Source organism: Phenylobacterium sp. FG114, from assembly GCF_057809855.1.
Map to the genome: position 1 here is coordinate 352,915 of NZ_JBMDKU010000004.1, position 20,486 is coordinate 373,400.

Here is a 20,486-nt window from a genome sequence, read left to right on the forward strand (position 1 = left end):
GCGGCATATGCAGGCGATGAGGGCGAAAGTCAACAATCAGAACGCCGCAGACTTCCCCAAAAGCATCGATAAAACAATACCATAGTCGACGCGGTAATATGATACCGTTATTTTCTTCGCTCAGACTCGTCGGACTCGCCACGCGAAGGCCACCGCCAGGCTGAGCACCAGGGCCGCCATGAGCTGGTGGACGATGCTCATGCCGACCGGCGCGTGCATCATCAGAGTGCCGATTCCCAACAGCGCCTGAACCACAACTGCGGCCGCCACGGCGACGGCCAGCAGCTTGGACTCGCGCGTCAGATAGTTCGACCGCCAGGCCGCCACGCCGATCGCCACGGCCACGCCGGTCAGCAGGTAGGCCACGAGCCGGTGATGCAGTTGCACGGCGCCCTGGACGTGGGCCAGCGTCGCCCAGAGGCCCGAACCCGAGCCGTAGTCATCGGGAAGCAGCGCCCCGTTCATCAGCGGCCAGTCGTTGTAGACCAGCCCCGCGTCGTTGCCGGCGACGAGAGCCCCAAGCAGGATCTGCAGATAGATCAGGCCGATCAGCCACGAGGCCCGCCGTCCCCAGGGGCTGGGCAGCGTCTGCCGCGCCGCGCCCGACCAGGCGTCGAACGCGGTCCACAGCAAGAGCCCCAGCAGGGCGAAGGCCAGGCCCAGGTGGACCATGAGCCGCTCCGGCGCCACCGAAACCCGTTCGGCCAGGCCGCTGGAGACCATCCACCAGCCCACCGCGCCCTGCAGGCCTCCCAGCACGAAGATGCCGCCCAGGCGCAGGAACAGCCTGCGCGGCAGTTCGCGCCGGATGGCGAACACCACGAACGGCACGAAGAAGACGATGCCCAGGAGGCGGCCCAACAGGCGGTGCGACCATTCCCACCAGTAGATCGACTTGAACGCGGCCAAGCTCATGCCGGCGTTGAGCTGGCTGTACTGGGGTATCTGCTGGTAGAGGGCGAACTCGCGCCGCCAGTCGGCGTCGCTCAGCGGCGGGATCGCGCCCGTCACGGGCTTCCACTGCGTGATCGACAGGCCGCTGTCGGTGAGGCGCGTGGCGCCGCCAACGATCACCATGGCCAGCACCATGGCGGCCACAACGAGCAGCCAGATGGCCACGGGCTTGGAACGGTCGGAACGCAGGAAGGAAGTCATCGATGGGCGGTGGCGCAGCTTCTGGGCTGAACTTTGGCGGGCTGTCTACCCGGCTTCCGCCCGGGCCTCCAGCGCTCTATGACGCGGCCATGTCACCGCGCCTGCGCAAATTCATCGGCCTGATCGGCATCCTGGCGTTCTGCGGCTTCTATGTAGCCGCCGTCGCCACACTGGGGGACTACGTCCCGGACCATTGGGCGGTGCGCCTGCTCTACTACGCCGTGGCCGGGACGCTCTGGGGCGTTCCGCTGTTCCCGTTGATACGCTGGATGAACCGCGAGCCGCCGCCCAAGGCCTGATCGCGATGCGGGCTGAACTTGGCGCTTGCGGTCGTGCGTCTATCCGCTAGAAGACGCCCCTCGCCGCCTGGCCCTTCGGAGCGTGGCGCAGCTTGGTAGCGCACTTGACTGGGGGTCAAGGGGTCGCAGGTTCAAATCCTGTCGCTCCGACCAGCGGCCGGCGGCGAGAATTCCCTCAGTCCTTGAGCAGCCCGTCTAATCGGGCCTTGGCCGTTTCCAGGTCGCGCAGGGCGTCGAGCAGCGCCGAGCTCTCGCCTTTCGGCTTCGGCGCCTCGACGGGAACGGGAGCCGGCGCAGCGGCCGGGACCTGGGACGCGCCCTCGCCCGCCGCCACAAGGCGCTTCAGCCCCTGCTCGCGGTGGAGCTTCTGGACGCCCTTGATGGTGTAGCCCTCGTCGTGGAGCAGGCGGCGCACGCCGCGCAGCACCGCGATGTCGGCGGGGCGGTAGAAGCGCCGGCCGCCGGCCCGCTTCATGGGCTTGATGAAACTGAACTTGGTCTCCCAGAACCGTAGGACGTGCTGGGGCACGTGAAGCTCGTCCGCCGCTTCGGAGATCGTCCGGAAGGCTTCGGGCCCCTTGGCCACCGGGCTACGCGGCCGTCACCGCTGGAGGGCTCGGTCGACGCGCGCCTTCATCACCTGCGACGCACGGAAGCCGATGACGCGACGCGGATCGATGGCGGCGGGCTCGCCGGTCTTGGGATTGCGGCCCATACGGGCGCGCTTGGCCCGCACCTGGAACACGCCGAAGCCGGAGAGCTTGACCTGTTCGCCGCGCTCCAGCGCCTGGCACATCAGCTCAAGCACGCGCTCGACGAGCTCGGAGCAATCCTGACGGGTGAGACCCACCTGCTCGTGCACGGACTCGCACAGGTCGGCCCGCGTCACGGTCGCGCCCTTCATGATCGCCATTGTCCCCGCAGAAACGTCGTTCATGCGCCTTGATTGTCCCATTGCCACAAAGACTTCAAGTCACGCTTTACAGCTTAAGCCTAACTGGCCGTCAAAGGCGCAGGACGCAGGCGCCCCACGTCAGGCCGCCGCCCATCGCCTCAAGCAGCAACAGCTGCCCCGGTTGGATGCGACCGTCCTTCACGCCCTGGTCGAGCGCAAGCGGAATCGAGGCCGCCGAGGTGTTGGCGTGCTCGGCGACGGTGGAGATCACCTTGTGCTCGTCGATGCCCAGGCGCTTGGCCACGCCTTCAAGGATCCGCTGGTTGGCCTGGTGCGGGATGAACCAGTCCACCTCCGGCACCTCGACGCCGGCGTCCGCCGCGGCGGCGCGCACGGCCTCGGAGATGTTCACCACGGCGTGGCGGAACACCTGGTTGCCCTGCATGCGCAGATAGCCCGTCTGGCGGTTCGTTGAGACGCCGCCGTCGACGTAGAGCAGCTCCTGCTTGGTCCCGTCGGCGCGGAGCGCAAAGCCCAGTAGGCCACGGTCGGCCGTGGTCCCCTCGCCCTCGCCCGGCTCCAGCACGACCGCACCGGCGCCGTCGCCGAACAGAACGCAGGTGCCGCGGTCGGTCCAGTCCATGAGACGCGTCATCGTCTCGGCGCCGATCACCAGGGCGCACTTGCTGCGGCCCCGCGCCACGAAGCCGTCGGCGGTCGACAGCGCGTAGACGAAGCCCGAGCAGACCGCCTGAATGTCGAAGGCGATGCCCACGGGGCAGCCCAGCTTGCGCTGCACGATGGTGGCGACCGCCGGGAATGTAAGGTCCGGCGTCGTCGTGGCGACGATGATTAGGTCGACATCGTCCGGCGTGCGGCCCGCGGCCTCCAGGGCCCGACGCGCGGCCTGGACGGCAAGGTCGGAGACCGGCGTGTCGTCGTCGGCCTGGCGGCGCTGGCGGATGCCGGTGCGCTCGCGGATCCATTCATCGGAGGTGTCGACGATCTTGGCGAGCTCGTCGTTCGTCACGATGCGGTCGGGCAGATAGCCGCCGACCCCGGTCACGACGCTACGCAGGACTTTTGACAATTCAGACGGCTCCGTCCGCGGGTGCGGGGTTCGCCGGCGCAAGGGCGGCGGGAAGCCGCCTCATATTCCGTTCGATCTCCGAGGCAAACCCGCTTTGCGCCACATCCGCCGCCGCGCGGATGGCTTTCGCGAAGTCGCGGGCGTCCGCGCCGCCGTGGCACTTGAGCACCAGCCCGTTCAACCCGAGCAGTGGCGCGGCCGGCGGCGGGCTGATCTTGTCGCGGAAGCGCCGCAGCGACGGCCGCGCCAGCAAGAAGCCCAGGGTCGCGAGGGGCCCCGAAGACAAGGCGGCGCGCAGCTCGCCGTACATGAAGGTTGCCGCGCCCTCCATGGCCTTCAGGGCCACGTTGCCGGTGAAGCCATCCGTGACCACGACGTCGACCGAGCCGTGGGTGAGGTCGTCGCCCTCGACGAAACCCTTGTAGTCGAGTTCGATCCTGCCTTCGCGGAGGATGCGGTTGGCCTCGCGAACCTCCTCGTGACCTTTCATCTCCTCGGAACCCACGTTCAGCAGGCCGACGGTGGGCTTGGCCACGCCGTGGGCGGCGCGGTGATAGGCCTCGCCCATGATGGCGAACTCGACCAAGCGCTCGGCGTCGCAGTCCACGTTGGCGCCGACGTCCAGGAAGGTGGTGACGCCGCGGGCGTGCGGAATGCTGGCGACGAGCGCCGGGCGGTCCAGGTCGGCGCTCATCCGCAGGATCAGCTTGGAGATCGCCATCAGGGCGCCGGTGTTGCCGGCCGAGACGGCGGCGACCGCCTGACCCTCGCGGATGGCCTCGACGGCGTTCCACATGGAACTGCCCTTCCCTCGGCGCATGGCCTGGGCCGGCTTCTCGTCCATGGCGATGACGCGATCGGCGTGGCGCACATCGACGCGCCCTTCCGGGACGCGGCACCGGGACAGCTCGCCGCGGATCGCGGCCTCGTCGCCGTGGATGAGCAGCCGGGCCGCGGCGGGCAGATCGTCGAGGGCGGCCGCGCAGGCCGGAACGACCACAGACGGCCCGTGGTCGCCGCCCATGGCGTCGACGGAAATCACCAGGGATTGGGTCAAATTAGGTGCTTTCGTCCCTCGGCGAACCGGATTCGCGGCGCGACCTTACTCCCGCCCGCAGAAGACTGGAAACTAGGCCTTTGGTTCCTGGAGCTTCTTCAGCGCGGCGAAGGGAGATGTTTCCTCCTCCGGCGGCTGATAGTCGAAGGTCACGCCCGGCTTTCGCGGAAACGGATCGATCTCAAGGGCCAGGTGCTCGACCACATAGCCGGCCACGTCGACGGCGTCGGTCTCCAACACGTCGGGCGGGTCGGGCGCGTCCGGATCCAGCTCCAGTTCGCCACCCTCGGGCGAAGTGGCATGCGGACTGCCGGCCGGGACAGCGCGGACCTCGATTTCGCCCTCCAGCGGTTGCTCGAACGGGTCCAGCGACACGCCGCAGACCTGTTCCACGACCGCCTGGAAGCGCCCCGTCAGTTCGACCCCGTCCAGCCACGGCTTCACCGTGACGTCGGCCGTCAGCCTTGGAAGGCTGCGCAGACCCAGGCGCTTGGCGATCGCCGCGCGCTCAGCCTCGTCGGGCGCGAGTTTCAGCCGGACCGGCCCGCGGCCGACCTCGTGCAGCTTGACCGGCTTGTTCCAGCTCACACCGGCCTCCACGCGAGTTCTCCGGCGTTCAGCCGGTCGAGGTCCTGGGCCGCCAGCGCCTCGCGTTGATCCAGCAGGTAGGTGGCGAGTTCCGGCGCCCTCGCCGCGTCGGCGTTGGCATAGACAGTCCGCGCCAGCACCGCCTCCAACTCAGCGCGGTCCGGGAGCGCGGCCAGCGCCGCCTCGTACGAATGGACCCGCCCGTAGAAGGCTTCGCCCAGCTTGCGCATCCGCTTGCCGACGGACAGGTCGCCCACGCCCAGCTCGCGCAGGCCATGGTCCAGGCCGCTCAGGAAGGTGTCGAACAGCACCTGCGCCGTATCGGCGGCATGCGGCCCCTGCCCCTTCAGCCGTTCCAGGATCAGGTAGGTGTGCAGGGTGTATATCTCGAACCGGCCCTCGGCGGTGTCAGGGGCGCCCAGTTTGGCGTAGAGCGCCGGCTGGCGAGCCTGGGCGACCATCGCGGCGTAGAGCGCCTCGGCCGCGACCTGGGTCGGCCGGGATTTGAACAGGCGCTTCAACATGGCGTGGCCTCGATTTCGCCAGAAGGGGCGGCTAAAGGCGGCATTGAACTAAGGGGCGGCCGGCGATAGGTCAAAGGCTCTTGCCCGCTTGGCGCCCAGAAACGAGTCCTGATGTCACGCAAAGCCGCCCTCGCCGCCTTCGCCGCCGTGTCCCTGACGGCCGCCGGGCTCTCGGCGTGCTCGCCGATCACCAGCTATTCCGGCTTCCAGGCGATCGACAGCGATCCCAAGGATGTAAAGGTGGGGACGGACACCAAGTCCACCGTTCGCGCCAAGCTGGGTTCGCCCTCGGTGCAGTCCACCTTCGATCCCAACATCTGGTTCTACGTGAACCAGGTGAAGGAGCGCGTGGCTTTCCGCAGGCCCCGCGTCACCCAACGCAACGTCACCGCCATCGCCTTCAACAAGGAAACCGAGATGGTGGAAACGGTGAACGTCTACACCCTCAAGGACGGCAAGGTGATCGCCTACAACAACCGCGAGACGCCGACCCGCGGCCGCGAGATGACGGTGCTGGAACAGCTGCTGGGCAGCGTGGGCCGCGGCACCATGCTTCCGCAGGACGACGAGGGCGTCCCCGGCAACCGTCCGGGCGATCGCCGCTAAGTCGGCCACGGCGCCGAAAAGAACAGGGCCCCGGAGATCGCTCTCCGGGGCCCTTTCCTTTGCGCCTGAGGCGGGAGCGGACTAGCCGACCGCGCCGTGGGCGAGGATCGCCAGCAGCAGCAGCGCCACGATGTTGGTGATCTTGATCATCGGGTTCACTGCGGGACCCGCCGTGTCCTTGTAGGGGTCGCCGACGGTGTCGCCGGTCACGGCGGCCTTGTGAGCCTCCGAGCCCTTGCCGCCGTGGTGGCCTTCCTCGATCAGCTTCTTGGCGTTGTCCCAAGCGCCGCCGCCCGAGGTCATCGAGATGGCGACGAACAGGCCGTTCACGATCACGCCCATGAGCATGGCGCCCAGGGCGGCGAAGCCGTTCACGGGCCCGGCGATCGCATTGATGAGGAAGAACAGCAGCACCGGCGAAACGACCGGAAGCAGCGAGGGCACGATCATTTCCCGGATGGCGGCGGTGGTGAGAATGCCCACGGCGCGACCGTACTCGGGCTTGACCTCGCCGGTCATGATGCCGGGGTTCTCCCGGAACTGACGGCGCACCTCCGCGACGACCGCCTCGGCCGCCCGCCCGACGGCGGTCATCGACATGCCGCCGAACAGGTAGGGCAGCAGCCCCCCGAACAACAGGCCGACCACCACATACGGATTGGAGAGGTCGAACGTCACCGCGCCCAGGCCTTCGAAGAACGAGCCCGGCTCGGCGTTGGCGGCGAAGAACTTCAGGTCCTCGGTATAGGCGGCGAAGAGCACGAGGGCGCCCAGGCCGGCCGAGCCGATCGCGTAGCCCTTGGTCACCGCCTTGGTGGTGTTGCCCACTGCGTCGAGCGCATCGGTGGTGACGCGCACGTCCGGCGGCAGGCCGGCCATTTCGGCAATGCCGCCGGCGTTGTCCGTGACCGGGCCGAAGGCGTCGAGCGCCACGATGAAGCCCGCCAGCGACAGCATGGCCGTCGTGGCGATGGCGATGCCGAACAGGCCCGCCAGTCCGTAGGTGACGATGATGCCGGCGATGATGACCAGCGCCGGCGCCGCCGTCGACTCCAGGCTCATGGCGAGGCCCTGGATGACGTTGGTGCCGTGACCGGAAACCGAGGCCTTGGCCACCGACTTCACCGGCCGGAAGCCCGTGCCGGTGTAGTACTCGGTGATGACCACGATCAGCGCCGTGACCACCAGACCCACGAGGCCGCAGTAGAACAGCTGCATGGCGCCGAACACCTTGCCGGCGACCTCGACGTCCGAGGTCACGAGGCTGGTGATCACCCAGTAGAGCGCGCCGACCGACAGGACGCCGGTGACGATCAGGCCCTGGTAGAGCGCGCCCATGATGTTGTTCGACTTGCCGAGGCGGACCGCGAAGGTGCCCAGGATCGAGGTGACGATGCAGACCCCGCAGATGGCCAGCGGCAACAGCATCATCGGCCCCACCACGTCAGGCATGGCGCGGAAGAAGATCGCGGCCAGGACCATGGTGGCGACCGTGGTCACCGCGTAGGTCTCGAACAGGTCGGCGGCCATGCCGGCGCAGTCGCCGACGTTGTCGCCCACGTTGTCCGCGATGGTGGCGGCGTTTCGCGGGTCATCTTCCGGAATCCCGGCCTCGACCTTGCCCACCATGTCGCCGCCGACGTCGGCGCCCTTGGTGAAGATACCCCCGCCCAGGCGGGCGAAGATGGAGATCAGCGAGGCGCCGAAGCCGAGGGCGACGAGGCTGTCGACGACCTCACGGCTGGTGGCTTCGAGCCCCATGCCCACGGTCAGCACATAGAAGTAGCCGGCCACCCCGAGCAGCGCGAAGCCCGCCACGAGCATGCCGGTGATCGCGCCCGAGCGGAACGCGAGCGACAGGCCTTTGCCCAGGCCTTCCGACGCGGCCTGAGCCGTGCGGACGTTGGCGCGAACCGAGATCAGCATCCCGGCGAACCCGGCGAGTCCGGACAGGATCGCGCCGATGGCGAAGCCCACGGCCGGCAACGCGCCCAGCAGGAAGAAGCCGGCGATCAGGATCACCACGCCGACGATCCCGATGGCGGTGTATTGCTTGTTCAGATAGGCCTGCGCGCCCTCTTGGATCGCCGCGGCGATCTCCTGCATGCGGGCGTTACCCGGCGAGGCGCGCAGGAGCGAGAGCGTCTGGAGGATGCCGTAAAGCACCGCCAGCGCGCCTGCGCCGATCACCAACAGTAGAACCGAACTCATATTGAATCGCCCCTTTGCGAATTGATCGCGGGGGTGACCGGCGGCCGCCTCTGTCGGGCGGTACGTCGGTGGCTCCCATCCCCCGTCGCGTTTCCCCAACCTGTTCCCGGGCGCGTGAATGCGCCGCCGGAAAGACCAGCGAACGTAGTCAGGTTTTCAAGGGGCGTGCAACCGGCGACGCAGGGGAAGCCGGTTCGGCGGTCAGGCGGGGGGCGCGTGGACGCCCAGGCGGCGACGCGGAGCCTGCGACGTCACGACGACGGAGAGGATCTGGCCCGGCCCCGCGATCCGGGCGGCCTCCCGCCCGAGCGTCGCCGTAAGCATCGGCGCGTTGATCACCGTGAGGTTCTTGGGATCGGTGAAGGGGGTCCGATGGCCCGCGCGCACCAGGGCGTCGCGGAAGTATGGCTCCTTCTCGCGCAGTAGGGCCGCGTTGGCGCGACTGGTCAGATTGATGCGGACGGAGACGAAGATGTAGTTGACCAGCTGGCCGCCGCTCACGATCGGCAGGCCCACCGGCTGCAGGTCGACATACTGGCCCACATCCCCATTGCCCTCCTTCTTGCCCTCGGCGGCGTAGGCGCCCCCGGCGGCGAGCGAGAGGAAGACGGCGGCGAGCATGGCGCGGCGAATCATGTCGGTCAGCATCGCGGCATTCTGTTGCCGCAAGGTTCACGCCGTTCACCACGGGTTGCGTGGCGATGCTCGGCGAACGGTGATAGCTTCACAACAATGACATAAAGGGAGGAGTGCGGAGCATGTCTCCGACCCGTCGCCACGCCGCCCTCGGCCTGCTGGCCGCCGGCGGAGCCGCCCTGCCCGCGGCCCGCGCCTTTGCACAGGACAACGCCGCCGCCGTCGCCGCCCTGGAATTGCCCGACGAGGACGACCCGCCGACCAAGCTGGACACCGGCCAGGACAAGTACGAGCACATGCTGGCGCCCGTCACCATCAACGACCAGGGCCCGTTCAACTTCCTGCTCGACACTGGCGCCAACATCAGCTGCGTCTCGCACCGCCTTATGGAGCGGTTGGAGCTCACCTCGGTCGAGAGCGCCCCCGTGCACACGGTCGTCGGCGTTCGCCAGCGCCCGATCGTCACCCTGGAACGCCTGCAGGTGGGCCCGCGCGATCGGCGCAAGGTCCGCGCCCCCGCCCTGCCCCTCAAGGGGCCGGAAGTGGACGGCGTGCTGGGGGTCGACTGGCTGAAGGGCCAGCGGCTGGTCCTCGACTTCAAGGCCCGCAAGCTCGAGATCACCCGCTCGCAACAGGATCGAGCCGAACCAGGCAGGGTCGTGGTCGTTCCGGCCCGTCGGCGCCACGGCCAGCTCACCATCGTGGACGCCGACCTGAGCGGCAAACGCATCAGCGCCATCATCGATTCCGGCGCCCAGGGCACCCTCTGCAACCAGAAACTCCGCGACCTCGTGCGGAGCCAGGAGGCCCGGAGCGGCCAGCATGAGGCGCCGCGCTACGTGCGGATGGAATCGCTGGCGGGCGAAGTCTTCACCGGCGAGGCGGTCTTCCTGCCGTTCCTGCGGCTGGGCGGGCTGCACCTGGGCAATGTTCCCGTCACCTACGCCGACATGCACGTCTTCGACATCTGGGGCCTGAAGGACAGCCCGGCCCTGGTGATCGGGATGGACCTGCTCAGCCAGTTCGAACAGGTCGCGCTCGACTTCGGCCGCTCGCAGGTCCGCTTCGACTTCGTCTAGTCGGGATGGGCCTCGGCGCTCGCGGGCGCGATGTGCGGCGGAAACTGCTTGCCGATAGGGTCGAACTTGGCGCGCGCGCGCTCCAGCCGTGACCTCATGTCCGCCAACACCTCGGGCTGAAGGCTGGCCAGGCTGTAGGTCTCCCCGGGGTCGTTCGTCATGTCGAAGAGCAGCGGCAGCCGATCCAGAGGAATGTCGTAGGTCCGGTAATAGGACCGGGCGACCAGCTTCCAGCGCGCGGTCCGCACCGCCGCCACATCGTTATTGTTGAACAACAGGATCTCGTCGTGCGGCGAGCCCCTCCCCGTCGTCAGCATGTCGGAGATGTCGCGGCCGTCCAGGTCCACGCCGGGCAGCGGCAGGCCGGCCAGGGCCATGATCGTCGGCAGCAAGTCGAGATTGCTCGAGAGCCCGTCCGCCACCAGGCCCGCCGGGATCCGGCCAGGCTGGCGCGCGACGAAGGGCACGCGGAAGCCTCCGTCCCAGGCCGAGCCGCCCTTGCGATCGCGGAACGGCCCTGACGAACCTTCGAACCAGGGTCCGTTGTCCGAGGTGAAAATCACCAGGGTGTCGTCGTCGATCCCCAGCGCCTTGAGACGATCCAGCAGCCGGCCGACGTTGGCGTCGACCTCCTCCACCACCTCGCCATAGGAGCCGGCGGGCGACCCCATCGGATCGGCCGGGTTGGGTACCAGCGGGATGTGCGGCGCGGTGAGGGCCAGCAGGACGAAGAAGGGACGATCCCGATTGGCCTCCGCGAAGGCGGTCGTCTGTTCGAAGAATCGCTGGGTTAGCGTCGCGAAATCGACCTTGCCATCGTGGGCGGAGACCTCGCCGCCCTGACCCTCGTAGAGCGTCAGCGGACGCATGTCGTGGCTGTAGGGCAGTCCATAGAACCGGTCGAAGCCGTAGACCGTCGGCGGCCAGTGGGGCGTCACGTGGCCCAGGTGCCACTTGCCGATCAGGGCCGTGGCGTAGTCGGGCTTCAGCGCCTGCGCGACGGTGATCTCGCTCCGCGGCAGGCCCGTTGTGTCGGCAGGCTGGATCACCTCGTGCGCCAGGCCTGAACGAATGGCGTAGCGCCCGGTCAGCAGCCCTGCGCGCGACGGCGTGCAGACATTGGCCGAGGCATAGAAGTCGGTGAACCGCACGCCTTCCGCCGCCATGCGGTCCAGGTTCGGCGTCCGGATGTGCCGGCCGCCGTCGCAGCCCAGATCGCCATAGCCCAGATCGTCGGCCAGGATGACGATGACGTTCGGCTGCCGCATGCTGTCTCCACTTCCGGTCGACGTAAGCCCGGATCAGCCGTGACGCCAGCCGCCTGCGCCCGGATCGACGACGCGGCCGGCGGCGACCACGTCCACGCCCTCGCCTTCCCGAACCTCGCCGATCACGGTGAACCCGGGCGGCTTTCGAACCCCCGAGGCCATCGTGCAGACCACCTCGTAATCGTCACCCCCGCTCCCCAGCCGCAGCAGGGCCGCGCCCAGGTCCGGTTGCCCCTCGAGCCATGTGGCGGCTGCGCCGGAAAGCGGAATGCGGTCCAGGTCGATCAGCAAGCCGACGCCGCTGGCCTCGGCGATGTGCCGGGCGTCCGCGACCAACCCGTCAGAAACATCGGCGGCCGCGGTGGCGTGGCGCCGCAGGGTCTCGCGGAGGTCCAGCCGAGGCTCAGGCAAGCGGTAGCGATAGGCCAATCGCCCGTCCGGATCCTCGATCTCGTCCTTCACGGCGGCCAGCCCGAGGGTCGCGTCGCCGATGGTCCCGCTGACCAGCAACTTGTCGCCCGGCCGCGCGCCGGCCCGGCGCACCATGCGGCCGGCGGGAACCCATCCCATGGCGGTCAGGGTGCAGGTGAAGGGACCCGACGTCTTGACCGTGTCGCCGCCCAGCAGGTCGACGCCGAAGGCCTCCAGGTCGGCGGCCAGCCCCATGGCGAAGTGTTCACGGTCGCGCCTCGTGAAGCTCGCGGGCCAGGCCACCGCCAGGAAGGCGGCGAAGGGTTCGGCGGCCTTGGCGGCGAGATCGGACAGATTCACCCGGGCCAGCTTGCGCGCCACCATTTCGGGCGCTTCCCCCTCAGGGAAATGGACGCCTTCGACGATGGCGTCCTTGGTGACCACTAGGTCGAAGCCCGGCCGCTGCGGGATGACCGCCGCGTCGTCCTTGAGTTCAAACGCGCCGGCGGCGCCGCGGGTCAGCGGCCGGAAGAGACGCGCGATCTCTCCGAACTCATCGAGCTTGTCAGGAGCCGGTTCGGACATCCCGCGCCACGGCGTCCAGCGCGCCGTTCACGAAGCCAGGCTCGGCGCCTTCGAAGAAGCTTTTCGCCACATCGACGTACTCATCGATGGCCACCTCGGTCGGGACATCGGCGCGGTAGATGAGTTCGTAGGCGCCGGCGCGCAGGATGGCGCGGACCGTCGCATCCACCCGCTCCAGCCGCCAGTTTTCGGCGAGGCGCTTGGCGATGGCGGCATCCACCCTCTTCTGCTCCGCCACGACGCCGCGCACCAGTTCGGCGAAGAACCCCTCGTCGGCCGACGCGAGGGTGTCGCCCTCCCCCTCCACGCCCTCCAGTGCGCGATCGAAGCGATGGTCGGTAAACTCGCGGATCACGCTTTCCACGCCGATGGAGGACACTTCCATCTGGTAGAGCGCCTGCACGGCGGCCAGGCGCGCGACGGACCGAGACGCGTGCGCGCTCATCGCTTGGCGCCCGAGAATTGGTGCTTCAGCTCGATCATGGTCAGCGCCGCGCGCGCCGCGCCGCCCCCCTTGTCGCCCTCGCTGATCCTGGCGCGCGCCCAGGCCTGCTCGTCATCCTCGGTCGTGAGCACGCCGTTGCCGATGCACAGGCGCTTGTTCACCGTCAGGTCCATGATCCCGCGGGCGCTTTCGTTCGAGACGATCTCGAAGTGATAGGTCTCACCCCGGATCACGCAGCCGAGCGCCACATAGCCGTCGTAGTGCTTGCCTGTCGGCTTGTGGCCCGCTTCTTCGGCCATGGCGATGGCGCCCGGGATCTCCAGAGCGCCCGGCACCGTGACCACGTCGTATTCCGCTCCGAAGGCGCTCAGGGCCTGGGTCGCGCCCTCCAGCAGGGCGTCGGCCAGGTCGTCATAGAAGCGCGCCTCCACGATCAGGATGCGGATGGGCTCGTCGCTCATAGGTCGTCTTTCGCTAGTCGGAAGGTGCTCTTAGGCCGTTTCGCGCCAACGGGCGAGATACCGCGCCAGCATGTCGATCTCGAGGTTGACCCGAGAGCCCACCTTAAGCGTCCCGAGGGTCGTAACCTCCCAGGTATGGGGGATCAGGTTGATCCCGAAGACATCATCCTCGACTTCGTTGACGGTCAGGGAGACGCCTTCCACCGCGATCGATCCCTTCGGCGCGATGAACCGGTGCAGCGGCCGCGGCGCGCGGATCTTGACCCGGTGCGACCCGCCCTCGCTCTCGATGGAGAGGACCTCTCCCACGCCGTCCACATGGCCGGAGACGATGTGTCCTCCGAGTTCATCGCCGACCTTGGCGGCGCGCTCCAGGTTCACCGGGCGCCCCTCATGCCAGTCCGAAAGGGTGGTCAGCGACAGCGTCTCACCGGAAACCTCGACGGCGAACCAGCCCTCGCCCTTCTCCACAACGGTCAGGCAGCACCCCGCGTGACTGATCGAAGCGCCGATGTCCACGGTCGAGAGGTCGAAGCGGGTCTCCACCTCGAACCGGCGGTCGCGGTTGGTGTCGCGGACGGCGCGCACGCGCCCCACGTCGGTGACGATGCCGGTGAACATCTAGCCCCTCGAATAACGTTCCCAGAGGTCTTCGCCGAGTTGGCTGACCTCCACCCGCCGGAAATGGGGCGCCTCGGCCAGGGCCGCAACCGCCAGGGCGCCCACGCCCGGCCGGCCTTCCCCGCCGATCAGGATCGGCGCCCGGAACCACTCGATCGCGTCCACCAGGCCACAGCGCAGGAAGCTGCCGGCCACCTGGCCGCCGCCTTCGACGAACAGATCGGACAGGCCCTCGGCGGCCAGGGCTTGGACGACCGACCTCAGCTCCGGCCGATCTTCACCGACCGCGCGGACGGTCAACACCTTGACGCCCGCCTCGACGAGCGCCCGAGACGGGTCCTCGGTGGCGACCACATAGGTCGGGATCTCGCGCGCCGATCGCACCAACTTGCATTCAGGGGTCAGCCGCTGGCGGCTATCCAGCACCACGCGGGCGGGCTGGCGCCCATTGTAGCCGGGAAGGCGCACGGTCAGCTCGGGATCGTCGGCCAGGGCGGTCTCGATACCGATCAGGACCCCGTCGTGCGCGGCCCGCAGGCGGTGAACCTGCTCCCGACTCTGTTCCCCCGTGATCCAGCGGCTTTCCCCGGCCGCGGTGGCGATCCGGCCGTCCATCGACGTCGCGAGTTTGAGGGTAACCGTCATTATCCGCCGTACATGGCCGAGAAGCGCCGGGGCGCCAAGCGGCGCTAGTCCGGTGCGCCGCCGACGGTGCGGGCCAGCGCCTCGGCGGTGCCGCGGCTCTCGTGCAGCAGCCAGTCGCGGAACCGTTGGACGTGCCGGCGGCCGTCGATGTCGGCCCGGAAGCGGGCGCGGAAGCCATGCTCGCTCCAGCAGCCCATGGACAGCGGATAGGGCAAGCCGACTTGGCCGCTTTCCAGCAGGTCGCCGATCAGCGCCAGCCCGCACAGAGTCACGCCGGCATCGGCGGCCACCGCGTCCAGGGCCGCAGTGATGCGGCGGAAGCGCATGCCGCGCTCGGGCGCTGTTCGGTCCATCCCGTTGCGCGCCACCCACTCCGGCCAGGACAGGCCGGCGGGGTCGTCCTTGTAGAAGTCGAGATGCACCAGCGGGAAGCCTTCCAGCCGGCGTTTCAGCGGGATCCCGGCCGTCCGCGTCAGGTTCACGGGCGAGGTGATCGGCGCCACGAAATCCCGGAACAGCAGGTCGGCCTTCACCCCCTCGCGCGGGCCGCCGTAGCTGATCTCGCAGTCGACCCGACCCAGCCGCAGCGGCGCGTCCCCCTCGCCGTTGATGTTGAAGCGGATGTTGGGGTGTTCGGCGCGGAAGCGCTCCAGGCGCGGCCGGAGCCACAACTCGACGAAGTCCGAGGCGGCCGCCACGTGCAGTTCGTGCCCGCGCTGCAGTTCCAGCTCTCTCGCGGCGGCTTCCAGTTCCACGAACGCGCGCGCGAGGTGCGGCAAGGCCGTCTGCAGGCCCGGCGCCGCGCGCAGTCCGGCGCGTCCGCGCGAGAGGAGTTCGACGCCCAGATAGTCTTCCAGGGCCTTTACCCGCTGGCCGACCGCGGCCGGCGTGATGCCCAACACCTCGGCGGCGCCCACGAAGGACCCCTTGCGCACGGCCAGTTCCAGCGCCTGCAGAGACCGGAGATAGGTGGGCGCGACCATGCGCCTTACTAAGCAAAACCTTTAGCCAGCGCCAGATTGTTTAGATTGTCCCTCGGCGGTCCCACGACCACACTGCAGCCATCGAGGAAATGCAGGGGGCGGCGCCATGGGCCAACTCAGACGTTTCCTGGTCGAGCGGGAGGTTCCCGGCATAGGCGGCATGTCCATTGTCGAACTATGCGGGGTGGCCCGCGCCTCGAACCAGGCGGTCGACAAGATCGGCGGGTCCATCCAGTGGCAGCACAGCTATGTCGCCGGTGACCGGACGTACTGCATCTACCTCGCGGACTGCGAGGACACGATCCGTGCCCACGCGGAACTCAGCGGCTTCCCGGTGACGCGCATCACCGAGACGCCGCAGATCATCGACCCGACAACCGCCAACAACTAGCGGCGGGACCTTCATCCCTCGTGGCCTGCGCCCCGAAGGGCGCGGTCCCGCGCGAGGAGAAGACATGATCCAAGGCCACAACTACGAGCGTCTGCTCGAGATCTCGAAGCGCGTGAACTGGCGCGTGGAGGACATCATCGGACCTGACAAGCCGATGGACTTCACCAAGCCCTTCCTCCCCGAGAGTTTTGCCCGGACGGCGGAGCTGCCGTTCCTCAGCACGGCCGAGCGGCTCAAGCTCAACCAGATCCGAGGCTTCGGCTACCTGGCCATGTTCGAGCTGGTCGAGCGCTGCATCTTGCCCGTGATCGAGGAGCACGCGCCCTCGAAGCCGGGCCAGGACCCGCACCGCACCGCAGCCCTCGACAACTTCGCCGCCGAGGAGGCCAAGCACATCGAGCTGTTCGTGCAGTTCCGAAAGGCCTTCACCGAGGGCTTCGACGTGACCTGCGGCGTGATCGGACCGGTGGAAGACATCGGAGCGGCGATCCGAGGCCACGGCAAGCTGGGCGTCGCCCTGTTCGTGCTCGCCATCGAGTGGGCCACGCAGCAGCATTGGCTGGAGAGCGTGCAGGACGACGAGGGCTTGGATCCTCAGTTCAAGAGCCTGCTCAAGCACCACTGGATGGAAGAGTCCCAGCACGCCAAGCTGGACGCCTTGGTTTTCTACGAACTGGCCGCGAAGGCCGGGCCGGAGAAGGTGAAGCACGCCGTGGAGGAGTTCCTCGAGATCGGAGCCTTCATCGACGGGGGTCTCGGCCAGCAGACGGCGCTGGACCTGGCGTCCCTGGAGGCCGCGATCGGGCGCAGGCTGCCCGGCGCGCATCGCGAGCAGTTCCTGGCGCGCCAGCACCAGGCGCAACGCTGGACGTTCCTAGGCTCGGCCCTGGCCAACCAGGGCTTCCTGAAGGCGCTCGGCGAAGTCAGCCCGGAGGGCCGCACCCGGCTCGAAGCGATCGCCCCGGCCTTCCGCTGAGGCGCGCGGCCCAGGCGCTCGAGGGCCTCACGGTCCGCGTCGCCTGGGTCCGTCCCCTAGGCCGGTCTCGTGGCGTCGGCGGCCTCGAACAGACGGAGCTGGTCGGCCTGCGCCTTGATGAACGCGGGGCGAGCGGTCGCCCGGGCCACGTAGGCCTCGGTGGCGGGCCGGTCGCCGAAGGCGCGGACCTTCGGGACGCGTAGGGCGTCCGCCATCATGAGGTCCGCAACAGTGAACCGGCCGGCCGCCAGCCACTCCCGTTCGCGGAGGATTCTCTCCACATGGTCGAGGCGCTGGGCCAGCCAACCGGTCAGGCCGTTTTCCTCGTCGCCGCAGATGTTCAGGAACCACCAGGGGACCGTGACCATCTCGATCGAGTTGAGCGCTGCGATCGTCCATTGCAGCGTTTCCGCCTCTCCGACCGGATCCCGCGGCATCAGCCGCTCACTCTTCCGCGCCAGATGCAGCAGACACGCGCCGCTCTCGAAGATCTGCAGGTCCCCATCATCGAGGAACGGAACCTGGCCAAAGGGCTGGCGATCGAGGTGATTGGTCTCGCGACCGTCGAAGGGAACGGTCCGGACCGCGTAGGCTAGTCCGGCTTCCTCGCACGCCCATCGCAACCGCAGATCGCGGACAAACCCACGGGGCCCCTCCGGCGTCCAATCGTAGGTCCAGATGATCAGTTCGCTCATCGTGGAAGCCCCCTGTCTCGTTCCGCAGGCCAACCAACCCGCCCTTTCGGAGCTTGACGCCGCCTCACCCGATCGAAAAGCGACCTGGGCGCAACGCGCCAACACCTCTCGACCGGCGAACAGGCATCCGCGGACTCAATCCGAAGTCGATCGTGGCAGCGGGTGGCGCGCCTCAGCGCTCCTCGGCGGCTTCCGCCAAGCCTTCTTCGCCGAGGAACCGGGCGAAGTCCTCGGTCTCCTTGAAGTCGCGATAGACCGAGGCGTAGCGGACGTAGGCCACGTCATCGAGTTGCTTCAGGTGCTTCATGATCAGCTCGCCGATGGTCGACGACGGGAGTTCCGTCTCGCCCATGCTCTCGAGCTGGCGGGTGATCGTGGAGATCATCCGTTCCACGCGCTCCGGCTCCACCGGACGCTTGCGCAGCGCCACCGAGAGCGAGCGGGCCAGCTTGTCGCGATCGAACGGCGCGCGGCGGCCCGAGCGCTTCAGGATCGTCAGTTCACGAAGCTGCACGCGCTCGAAGGTCGTGAACCGGCCTTCGCAGGCTGGGCACAGCCGACGGCGCCGGATCGCCGCGCCATCCTCGGATGGGCGGCTGTCCTTCACCTGGGTTTCGTCGTGGCCACAGAACGGGCACCGCATATCTAGCCCCCTTCCCGGCCACTTAACGCTATTAGGCGTATATGGGGAAGCTCTCGGTCAGCGCCAGGACCTCGCCGCGCACCTTCTGTTCCACCGCCGTCGAGTCTTCGCCGGTGGAGACGGCGTCCAGGACCTCGCCCATCCACTTGCCGACTTGCCGGAACTCGGCTGGGCCGAAGCCTCGGGTGGTGCCGGCCGGGGTGCCGACCCGCAGGCCGGACGTCTGCATGGCGGGCAGCGGATCGCCCGGGATCGAGTTCTTGTTGGTGGTGATCCCGGCGCGTTCCAGCGCGATCTCGGCCTGGGCGCCCGAGACGTTCTTTGGCGTCAGGTCCACCAGCATCAGATGGCTGTCGGTGCCGTTGGACACGATCTTGAAGCCCGCCGCCTGCAGGCTGTCGGCGAGCGCCCGCGCGTTCTCGATCACCTGCTTCGCATAGGTCTTGAATTCCGGACGCAACGCCTCGCCGAAAGCCACGGCCTTGGCGGCGATCACGTGCATCAGCGGGCCGCCCTGAAGGCCCGGGAACACCGCGCTGTTGATCTTGGTCGCCAGCTTCTTGTCGTTGGTGAGGATCAGGCCGCCACGCGGGCCGCGCAGGGTCTTGTGGGTTGTGGTCGTGACGATGTGGGCGTGCGGGAACGGGTTCGGATATTCCCCCGCCACGATCAGGCCCGCGTAGTGGGCGACGTCGCACATGAGGATCGCCCCGACCTCGTCGGCGATGTCGCGGAACGCCTTGAAGTCGATGTGGCGCGAATAGGCCGAGCCGCCGGCGATGATCACCTTCGGATTGTTGGCCTTGGCGACCTCACGGGCCTCGTCGTAGTCGATCAGGTGGTCTTGAGCGCGGACGCCGTAAGCCACGGGGCTGAACCACTTGCCCGACTGGTTGACGCTCTTGCCGTGCGTCAAGTGGCCGCCGTGGTCCAGGTTCATGCCCATGAAGGTGTCGCCCGGCTTCATGGTGACCATGAACACCGCCTGGTTCGCCTGGCTGCCCGAGTGCGGCTGGACGTTGGCGTATTCGCAGCCGAACAGCTGCTTGGCGCGGTCGATGGCCAGGACCTCGGCCTCGTCGACCACTTCGCAGCCGCCGTAGTAGCGCTTGCCCGGATAGCCCTCGGCGTACTTGTTCGTCAGCACCGAGCCCTGGGCTTCCAGCACCGCCTTCGAGACGATGTTCTCCGAGGCGATCAGCTCGATCTGGTCCTGCTGGCGCTTCAGCTCCCCGTCCAGGATCGCGGCGATCGCCGGATCGGCCTGGCCGACGCCGGCCTTGAAAAAGTCTTCAGTGGAGGGCTGGGTTTGCACGTGCAGGTTCAAGGGCAAGGCCTTTCGTTGGGGCGACGAGTCTGGCGAAGGCGCCTCCTTTACTCCTGATCCAGCCCCCCTCCAACCGCGCCGTCATCCAGTAATTCTGGGAACCGTTCTCACGTCCCGCGCGTTTTCCGGCAAAGGCCGGCCGCGCCTTGCCGCGTCAACGGTCGTTTCCGCGTATCGAGAAGGGGTGAGCATGAGCGTAGGACCCGATTCCGAGGGCCCCTCGGGCGAAGATCTGATGCGCCTAGGCGCGGGAATCGTAGCCGCCTATGTCAGCCGCAATGCCGTCACCGCCGACGCTGTGCCCGATATCATCCGCACGGTGCATCAGGCCCTGACCGGGCTCACCGGCGCGGCGCCCGCCGCTCAACCCGAGGAGCGCCCTAAACCCGCCGTTCCGATCGGGCGGTCGGTGCAGCACGACTACATCGTCTGCCTGGAAGACGGGAAGAGGCTGAAGATGCTCAAGCGGTACCTGCGGTCTCGCTACAACATGAGTCCGGATGACTACCGCCGCCGCTGGGGACTCGCGCCCGACTATCCGATGGTCGCGCCGGCCTACGCCGCCCGCCGTTCGGATTTCGCCAAGAAGATCGGCCTTGGCCGCGGCGTTCGCCGGCGAAAGTAGCCCGACGTAGAACGCCCCCGTCTCGACGGGGGCGCTCCGAAGATCGGCCCAGTTGTCGGGCTGGTGGGAGAACCGATCCGCCGACGAGTAGGTCACGATTTGCGCACGCACACGTTGTGCCAAGCTGCCGCAGCGCGCTTTGTCGCATACCCGACGAGAAAAGCCTCCGAGGTCGCCCCCGAAGGCTTTGACGTCTCGGCCTTGTCGCGCCTTACGCGGCGTATCCGCCGATGCGTTTGACGTTGCAGTGGACCCAGAGCTTTTCGAGGG

General features: G+C 68.1%; 25 protein-coding genes and 1 tRNA gene. 7 read left to right on the top strand and 19 right to left on the bottom strand.

What is annotated here, in order from left to right; translation table 11 throughout:
- Nucleotides 1-120 precede the first annotated feature (120 nt).
- Nucleotides 121-1,155: a COX15/CtaA family protein gene (locus tag ACODSY_RS09285; protein ID WP_488951430.1), complete on the bottom strand. Its 1,035-nt coding sequence runs from the start codon at nt 1,153-1,155 to the stop codon at nt 121-123.
- 89 nt (nt 1,156-1,244) lie between these two features.
- Here ACODSY_RS09285 and ACODSY_RS09290 point away from each other — a divergent pair, with 89 nt between their 5' ends.
- Together ACODSY_RS09290 and ACODSY_RS09295 are read left to right on the top strand one after the other, a co-directional pair.
- The gene (locus tag ACODSY_RS09290; RefSeq protein WP_488951431.1) at nt 1,245-1,454 is read left to right on the top strand and encodes a DUF2842 domain-containing protein; all 210 of its coding nucleotides are present in this window, start codon (nt 1,245-1,247) and stop codon (nt 1,452-1,454) included.
- A gap of 76 nt (nt 1,455-1,530) precedes the next feature.
- Nucleotides 1,531-1,607, top strand: a tRNA-Pro gene (locus tag ACODSY_RS09295).
- Between the two features lie 22 nt (nt 1,608-1,629).
- Here the strand turns inward: ACODSY_RS09295 and ACODSY_RS09300 are convergent.
- From ACODSY_RS09300 to ACODSY_RS09325, 6 genes are all read right to left on the bottom strand, one after another.
- Nucleotides 1,630-2,040, bottom strand: coding sequence for a MerR family transcriptional regulator (locus tag ACODSY_RS09300; protein ID WP_488951432.1), 411 nt, complete (start codon nt 2,038-2,040; stop codon nt 1,630-1,632).
- Between the two features lie 15 nt (nt 2,041-2,055).
- Complete coding sequence (locus tag ACODSY_RS09305; protein ID WP_488951461.1) at nt 2,056-2,358, bottom strand: integration host factor subunit alpha; 303 nt, start codon at nt 2,356-2,358, stop codon at nt 2,056-2,058.
- A 100-nt stretch (nt 2,359-2,458) separates the two neighbouring features.
- Nucleotides 2,459-3,439, bottom strand: a complete 981-nt coding sequence (locus ACODSY_RS09310) for a beta-ketoacyl-ACP synthase III (RefSeq protein WP_488951433.1) — start codon at nt 3,437-3,439, stop codon at nt 2,459-2,461.
- Between the two features lies 1 nt (nt 3,440).
- On the bottom strand, nt 3,441-4,496 hold the full coding sequence (gene plsX, locus ACODSY_RS09315) for a phosphate acyltransferase PlsX (protein ID WP_488951434.1): 1,056 nt from the start codon (nt 4,494-4,496) through the stop codon (nt 3,441-3,443).
- Nucleotides 4,497-4,568: 72 nt separating this feature from the next.
- Nucleotides 4,569-5,084, bottom strand: coding sequence for a YceD family protein (locus tag ACODSY_RS09320; protein WP_488951435.1), 516 nt, complete (start codon nt 5,082-5,084; stop codon nt 4,569-4,571).
- Nucleotides 5,081-5,608: a ubiquinol-cytochrome C chaperone family protein gene (locus tag ACODSY_RS09325; protein ID WP_488951436.1), complete on the bottom strand. Its 528-nt coding sequence runs from the start codon at nt 5,606-5,608 to the stop codon at nt 5,081-5,083. Before ACODSY_RS09325 ends, ACODSY_RS09320 begins: the two co-directional genes overlap by 4 nt.
- A gap of 111 nt (nt 5,609-5,719) precedes the next feature.
- Between ACODSY_RS09325 and ACODSY_RS09330 the strand changes: the two genes are divergently transcribed.
- A complete protein-coding gene (locus ACODSY_RS09330) occupies nt 5,720-6,214 on the top strand; it encodes an outer membrane protein assembly factor BamE (protein WP_488951437.1) in 495 nt (164 codons plus the stop codon).
- 81 nt (nt 6,215-6,295) lie between these two features.
- Here ACODSY_RS09330 and ACODSY_RS09335 read toward each other — a convergent pair whose 3' ends face one another.
- Both ACODSY_RS09335 and ACODSY_RS09340 read right to left on the bottom strand, forming a co-directional pair.
- Nucleotides 6,296-8,425 (bottom strand): sodium-translocating pyrophosphatase, encoded by a 2,130-nt coding sequence (locus ACODSY_RS09335; protein WP_488951438.1) that lies wholly within the window; start codon nt 8,423-8,425, stop codon nt 6,296-6,298.
- Nucleotides 8,426-8,626: 201 nt separating this feature from the next.
- Nucleotides 8,627-9,073: a hypothetical protein gene (locus ACODSY_RS09340; RefSeq protein ID WP_488951439.1), complete on the bottom strand. Its 447-nt coding sequence runs from the start codon at nt 9,071-9,073 to the stop codon at nt 8,627-8,629.
- Between the two features lie 110 nt (nt 9,074-9,183).
- Here ACODSY_RS09340 and ACODSY_RS09345 point away from each other — a divergent pair, with 110 nt between their 5' ends.
- A complete protein-coding gene (locus ACODSY_RS09345; RefSeq protein ID WP_488951440.1) occupies nt 9,184-10,140 on the top strand; it encodes a retroviral-like aspartic protease family protein in 957 nt (318 codons plus the stop codon).
- On the opposite strand, the gene ACODSY_RS09350 is transcribed toward ACODSY_RS09345, so the two are convergent.
- The 7 genes from ACODSY_RS09350 to ACODSY_RS09380 are packed head-to-tail and all read right to left on the bottom strand — an operon-like array spanning nt 10,137 to nt 15,559.
- Complete coding sequence (locus ACODSY_RS09350; protein WP_488951441.1) at nt 10,137-11,408, bottom strand: sulfatase family protein; 1,272 nt, start codon at nt 11,406-11,408, stop codon at nt 10,137-10,139. The two genes, ACODSY_RS09345 and ACODSY_RS09350, sit on opposite strands and share 4 nt — an antisense overlap.
- Nucleotides 11,409-11,441: 33 nt before the next feature.
- The gene (gene thiL, locus ACODSY_RS09355; RefSeq protein ID WP_488951442.1) at nt 11,442-12,404 is read right to left on the bottom strand and encodes a thiamine-phosphate kinase; all 963 of its coding nucleotides are present in this window, start codon (nt 12,402-12,404) and stop codon (nt 11,442-11,444) included.
- Nucleotides 12,385-12,849 (bottom strand): transcription antitermination factor NusB, encoded by a 465-nt coding sequence (gene nusB / locus ACODSY_RS09360; protein WP_488951443.1) that lies wholly within the window; start codon nt 12,847-12,849, stop codon nt 12,385-12,387. Before nusB ends, thiL begins: the two co-directional genes overlap by 20 nt.
- Nucleotides 12,846-13,310 (bottom strand): 6,7-dimethyl-8-ribityllumazine synthase, encoded by a 465-nt coding sequence (locus ACODSY_RS09365; protein ID WP_488951444.1) that lies wholly within the window; start codon nt 13,308-13,310, stop codon nt 12,846-12,848. Before ACODSY_RS09365 ends, nusB begins: the two co-directional genes overlap by 4 nt.
- A gap of 30 nt (nt 13,311-13,340) precedes the next feature.
- Nucleotides 13,341-13,931 (bottom strand): riboflavin synthase, encoded by a 591-nt coding sequence (locus tag ACODSY_RS09370; RefSeq protein WP_488951445.1) that lies wholly within the window; start codon nt 13,929-13,931, stop codon nt 13,341-13,343.
- On the bottom strand, nt 13,932-14,576 hold the full coding sequence (locus ACODSY_RS09375; protein ID WP_488951446.1) for a RibD family protein: 645 nt from the start codon (nt 14,574-14,576) through the stop codon (nt 13,932-13,934).
- A gap of 44 nt (nt 14,577-14,620) precedes the next feature.
- Nucleotides 14,621-15,559, bottom strand: a complete 939-nt coding sequence (locus ACODSY_RS09380) for a LysR substrate-binding domain-containing protein (RefSeq protein WP_488951447.1) — start codon at nt 15,557-15,559, stop codon at nt 14,621-14,623.
- A gap of 106 nt (nt 15,560-15,665) precedes the next feature.
- On the opposite strand from ACODSY_RS09380, the gene ACODSY_RS09385 reads away from it, so the two are divergent.
- Together ACODSY_RS09385 and ACODSY_RS09390 are read left to right on the top strand one after the other, a co-directional pair.
- Nucleotides 15,666-15,950: a DUF4242 domain-containing protein gene (locus ACODSY_RS09385; protein ID WP_488951448.1), complete on the top strand. Its 285-nt coding sequence runs from the start codon at nt 15,666-15,668 to the stop codon at nt 15,948-15,950.
- A 64-nt stretch (nt 15,951-16,014) separates the two neighbouring features.
- A complete protein-coding gene (locus ACODSY_RS09390) occupies nt 16,015-16,926 on the top strand; it encodes a hypothetical protein (RefSeq protein ID WP_488951449.1) in 912 nt (303 codons plus the stop codon).
- Nucleotides 16,927-16,982: 56 nt separating this feature from the next.
- On the opposite strand, the gene ACODSY_RS09395 is transcribed toward ACODSY_RS09390, so the two are convergent.
- The 3 genes from ACODSY_RS09395 to glyA form a co-directional block, all read right to left on the bottom strand.
- Entirely contained in the window at nt 16,983-17,621 is a 639-nt protein-coding gene (locus tag ACODSY_RS09395) for a glutathione S-transferase family protein (protein WP_488951450.1), read from the bottom strand.
- Between the two features lie 172 nt (nt 17,622-17,793).
- Entirely contained in the window at nt 17,794-18,264 is a 471-nt protein-coding gene (gene nrdR, locus ACODSY_RS09400; RefSeq protein ID WP_488951451.1) for a transcriptional regulator NrdR, read from the bottom strand.
- A 31-nt stretch (nt 18,265-18,295) separates the two neighbouring features.
- The gene (gene glyA / locus ACODSY_RS09405) at nt 18,296-19,585 is read right to left on the bottom strand and encodes a serine hydroxymethyltransferase (protein WP_488951462.1); all 1,290 of its coding nucleotides are present in this window, start codon (nt 19,583-19,585) and stop codon (nt 18,296-18,298) included.
- A gap of 196 nt (nt 19,586-19,781) precedes the next feature.
- Here glyA and ACODSY_RS09410 point away from each other — a divergent pair, with 196 nt between their 5' ends.
- Nucleotides 19,782-20,216 (top strand): Ros/MucR family transcriptional regulator, encoded by a 435-nt coding sequence (locus ACODSY_RS09410; RefSeq protein WP_488951452.1) that lies wholly within the window; start codon nt 19,782-19,784, stop codon nt 20,214-20,216.
- Nucleotides 20,217-20,486 lie beyond the last annotated feature (270 nt).

Excerpts from the sequence above, each read along its gene's own strand:
- ACODSY_RS09285 (WP_488951430.1), bottom strand. The coding sequence starts at position 1,155 with ATGACTTCCTTCCTGCGTTCCGACCGTTCCAAGCCCGTGGCCATCTGG.
- ACODSY_RS09290 (WP_488951431.1), top strand. The coding sequence starts at position 1,245 with ATGTCACCGCGCCTGCGCAAATTCATCGGCCTGATCGGCATCCTGGCG.
- ACODSY_RS09305 (WP_488951461.1), bottom strand. The coding sequence starts at position 2,358 with ATGAAGGGCGCGACCGTGACGCGGGCCGACCTGTGCGAGTCCGTGCAC.
- ACODSY_RS09325 (WP_488951436.1), bottom strand. The coding sequence starts at position 5,608 with ATGTTGAAGCGCCTGTTCAAATCCCGGCCGACCCAGGTCGCGGCCGAG.
- ACODSY_RS09330 (WP_488951437.1), top strand. The coding sequence starts at position 5,720 with ATGTCACGCAAAGCCGCCCTCGCCGCCTTCGCCGCCGTGTCCCTGACG.
- ACODSY_RS09335 (WP_488951438.1), bottom strand. The coding sequence starts at position 8,425 with ATGAGTTCGGTTCTACTGTTGGTGATCGGCGCAGGCGCGCTGGCGGTG.
- ACODSY_RS09340 (WP_488951439.1), bottom strand. The coding sequence starts at position 9,073 with ATGCTGACCGACATGATTCGCCGCGCCATGCTCGCCGCCGTCTTCCTC.
- ACODSY_RS09345 (WP_488951440.1), top strand. The coding sequence starts at position 9,184 with ATGTCTCCGACCCGTCGCCACGCCGCCCTCGGCCTGCTGGCCGCCGGC.
- ACODSY_RS09350 (WP_488951441.1), bottom strand. The coding sequence starts at position 11,408 with ATGCGGCAGCCGAACGTCATCGTCATCCTGGCCGACGATCTGGGCTAT.
- thiL (WP_488951442.1), bottom strand. The coding sequence starts at position 12,404 with ATGTCCGAACCGGCTCCTGACAAGCTCGATGAGTTCGGAGAGATCGCG.
- nusB (WP_488951443.1), bottom strand. The coding sequence starts at position 12,849 with ATGAGCGCGCACGCGTCTCGGTCCGTCGCGCGCCTGGCCGCCGTGCAG.
- ACODSY_RS09365 (WP_488951444.1), bottom strand. The coding sequence starts at position 13,310 with ATGAGCGACGAGCCCATCCGCATCCTGATCGTGGAGGCGCGCTTCTAT.
- ACODSY_RS09370 (WP_488951445.1), bottom strand. The coding sequence starts at position 13,931 with ATGTTCACCGGCATCGTCACCGACGTGGGGCGCGTGCGCGCCGTCCGC.
- ACODSY_RS09375 (WP_488951446.1), bottom strand. The coding sequence starts at position 14,576 with ATGACGGTTACCCTCAAACTCGCGACGTCGATGGACGGCCGGATCGCC.
- ACODSY_RS09380 (WP_488951447.1), bottom strand. The coding sequence starts at position 15,559 with ATGGTCGCGCCCACCTATCTCCGGTCTCTGCAGGCGCTGGAACTGGCC.
- ACODSY_RS09385 (WP_488951448.1), top strand. The coding sequence starts at position 15,666 with ATGGGCCAACTCAGACGTTTCCTGGTCGAGCGGGAGGTTCCCGGCATA.
- ACODSY_RS09390 (WP_488951449.1), top strand. The coding sequence starts at position 16,015 with ATGATCCAAGGCCACAACTACGAGCGTCTGCTCGAGATCTCGAAGCGC.
- ACODSY_RS09395 (WP_488951450.1), bottom strand. The coding sequence starts at position 17,621 with ATGAGCGAACTGATCATCTGGACCTACGATTGGACGCCGGAGGGGCCC.
- nrdR (WP_488951451.1), bottom strand. The coding sequence starts at position 18,264 with ATGCGGTGCCCGTTCTGTGGCCACGACGAAACCCAGGTGAAGGACAGC.
- ACODSY_RS09410 (WP_488951452.1), top strand. The coding sequence starts at position 19,782 with ATGAGCGTAGGACCCGATTCCGAGGGCCCCTCGGGCGAAGATCTGATG.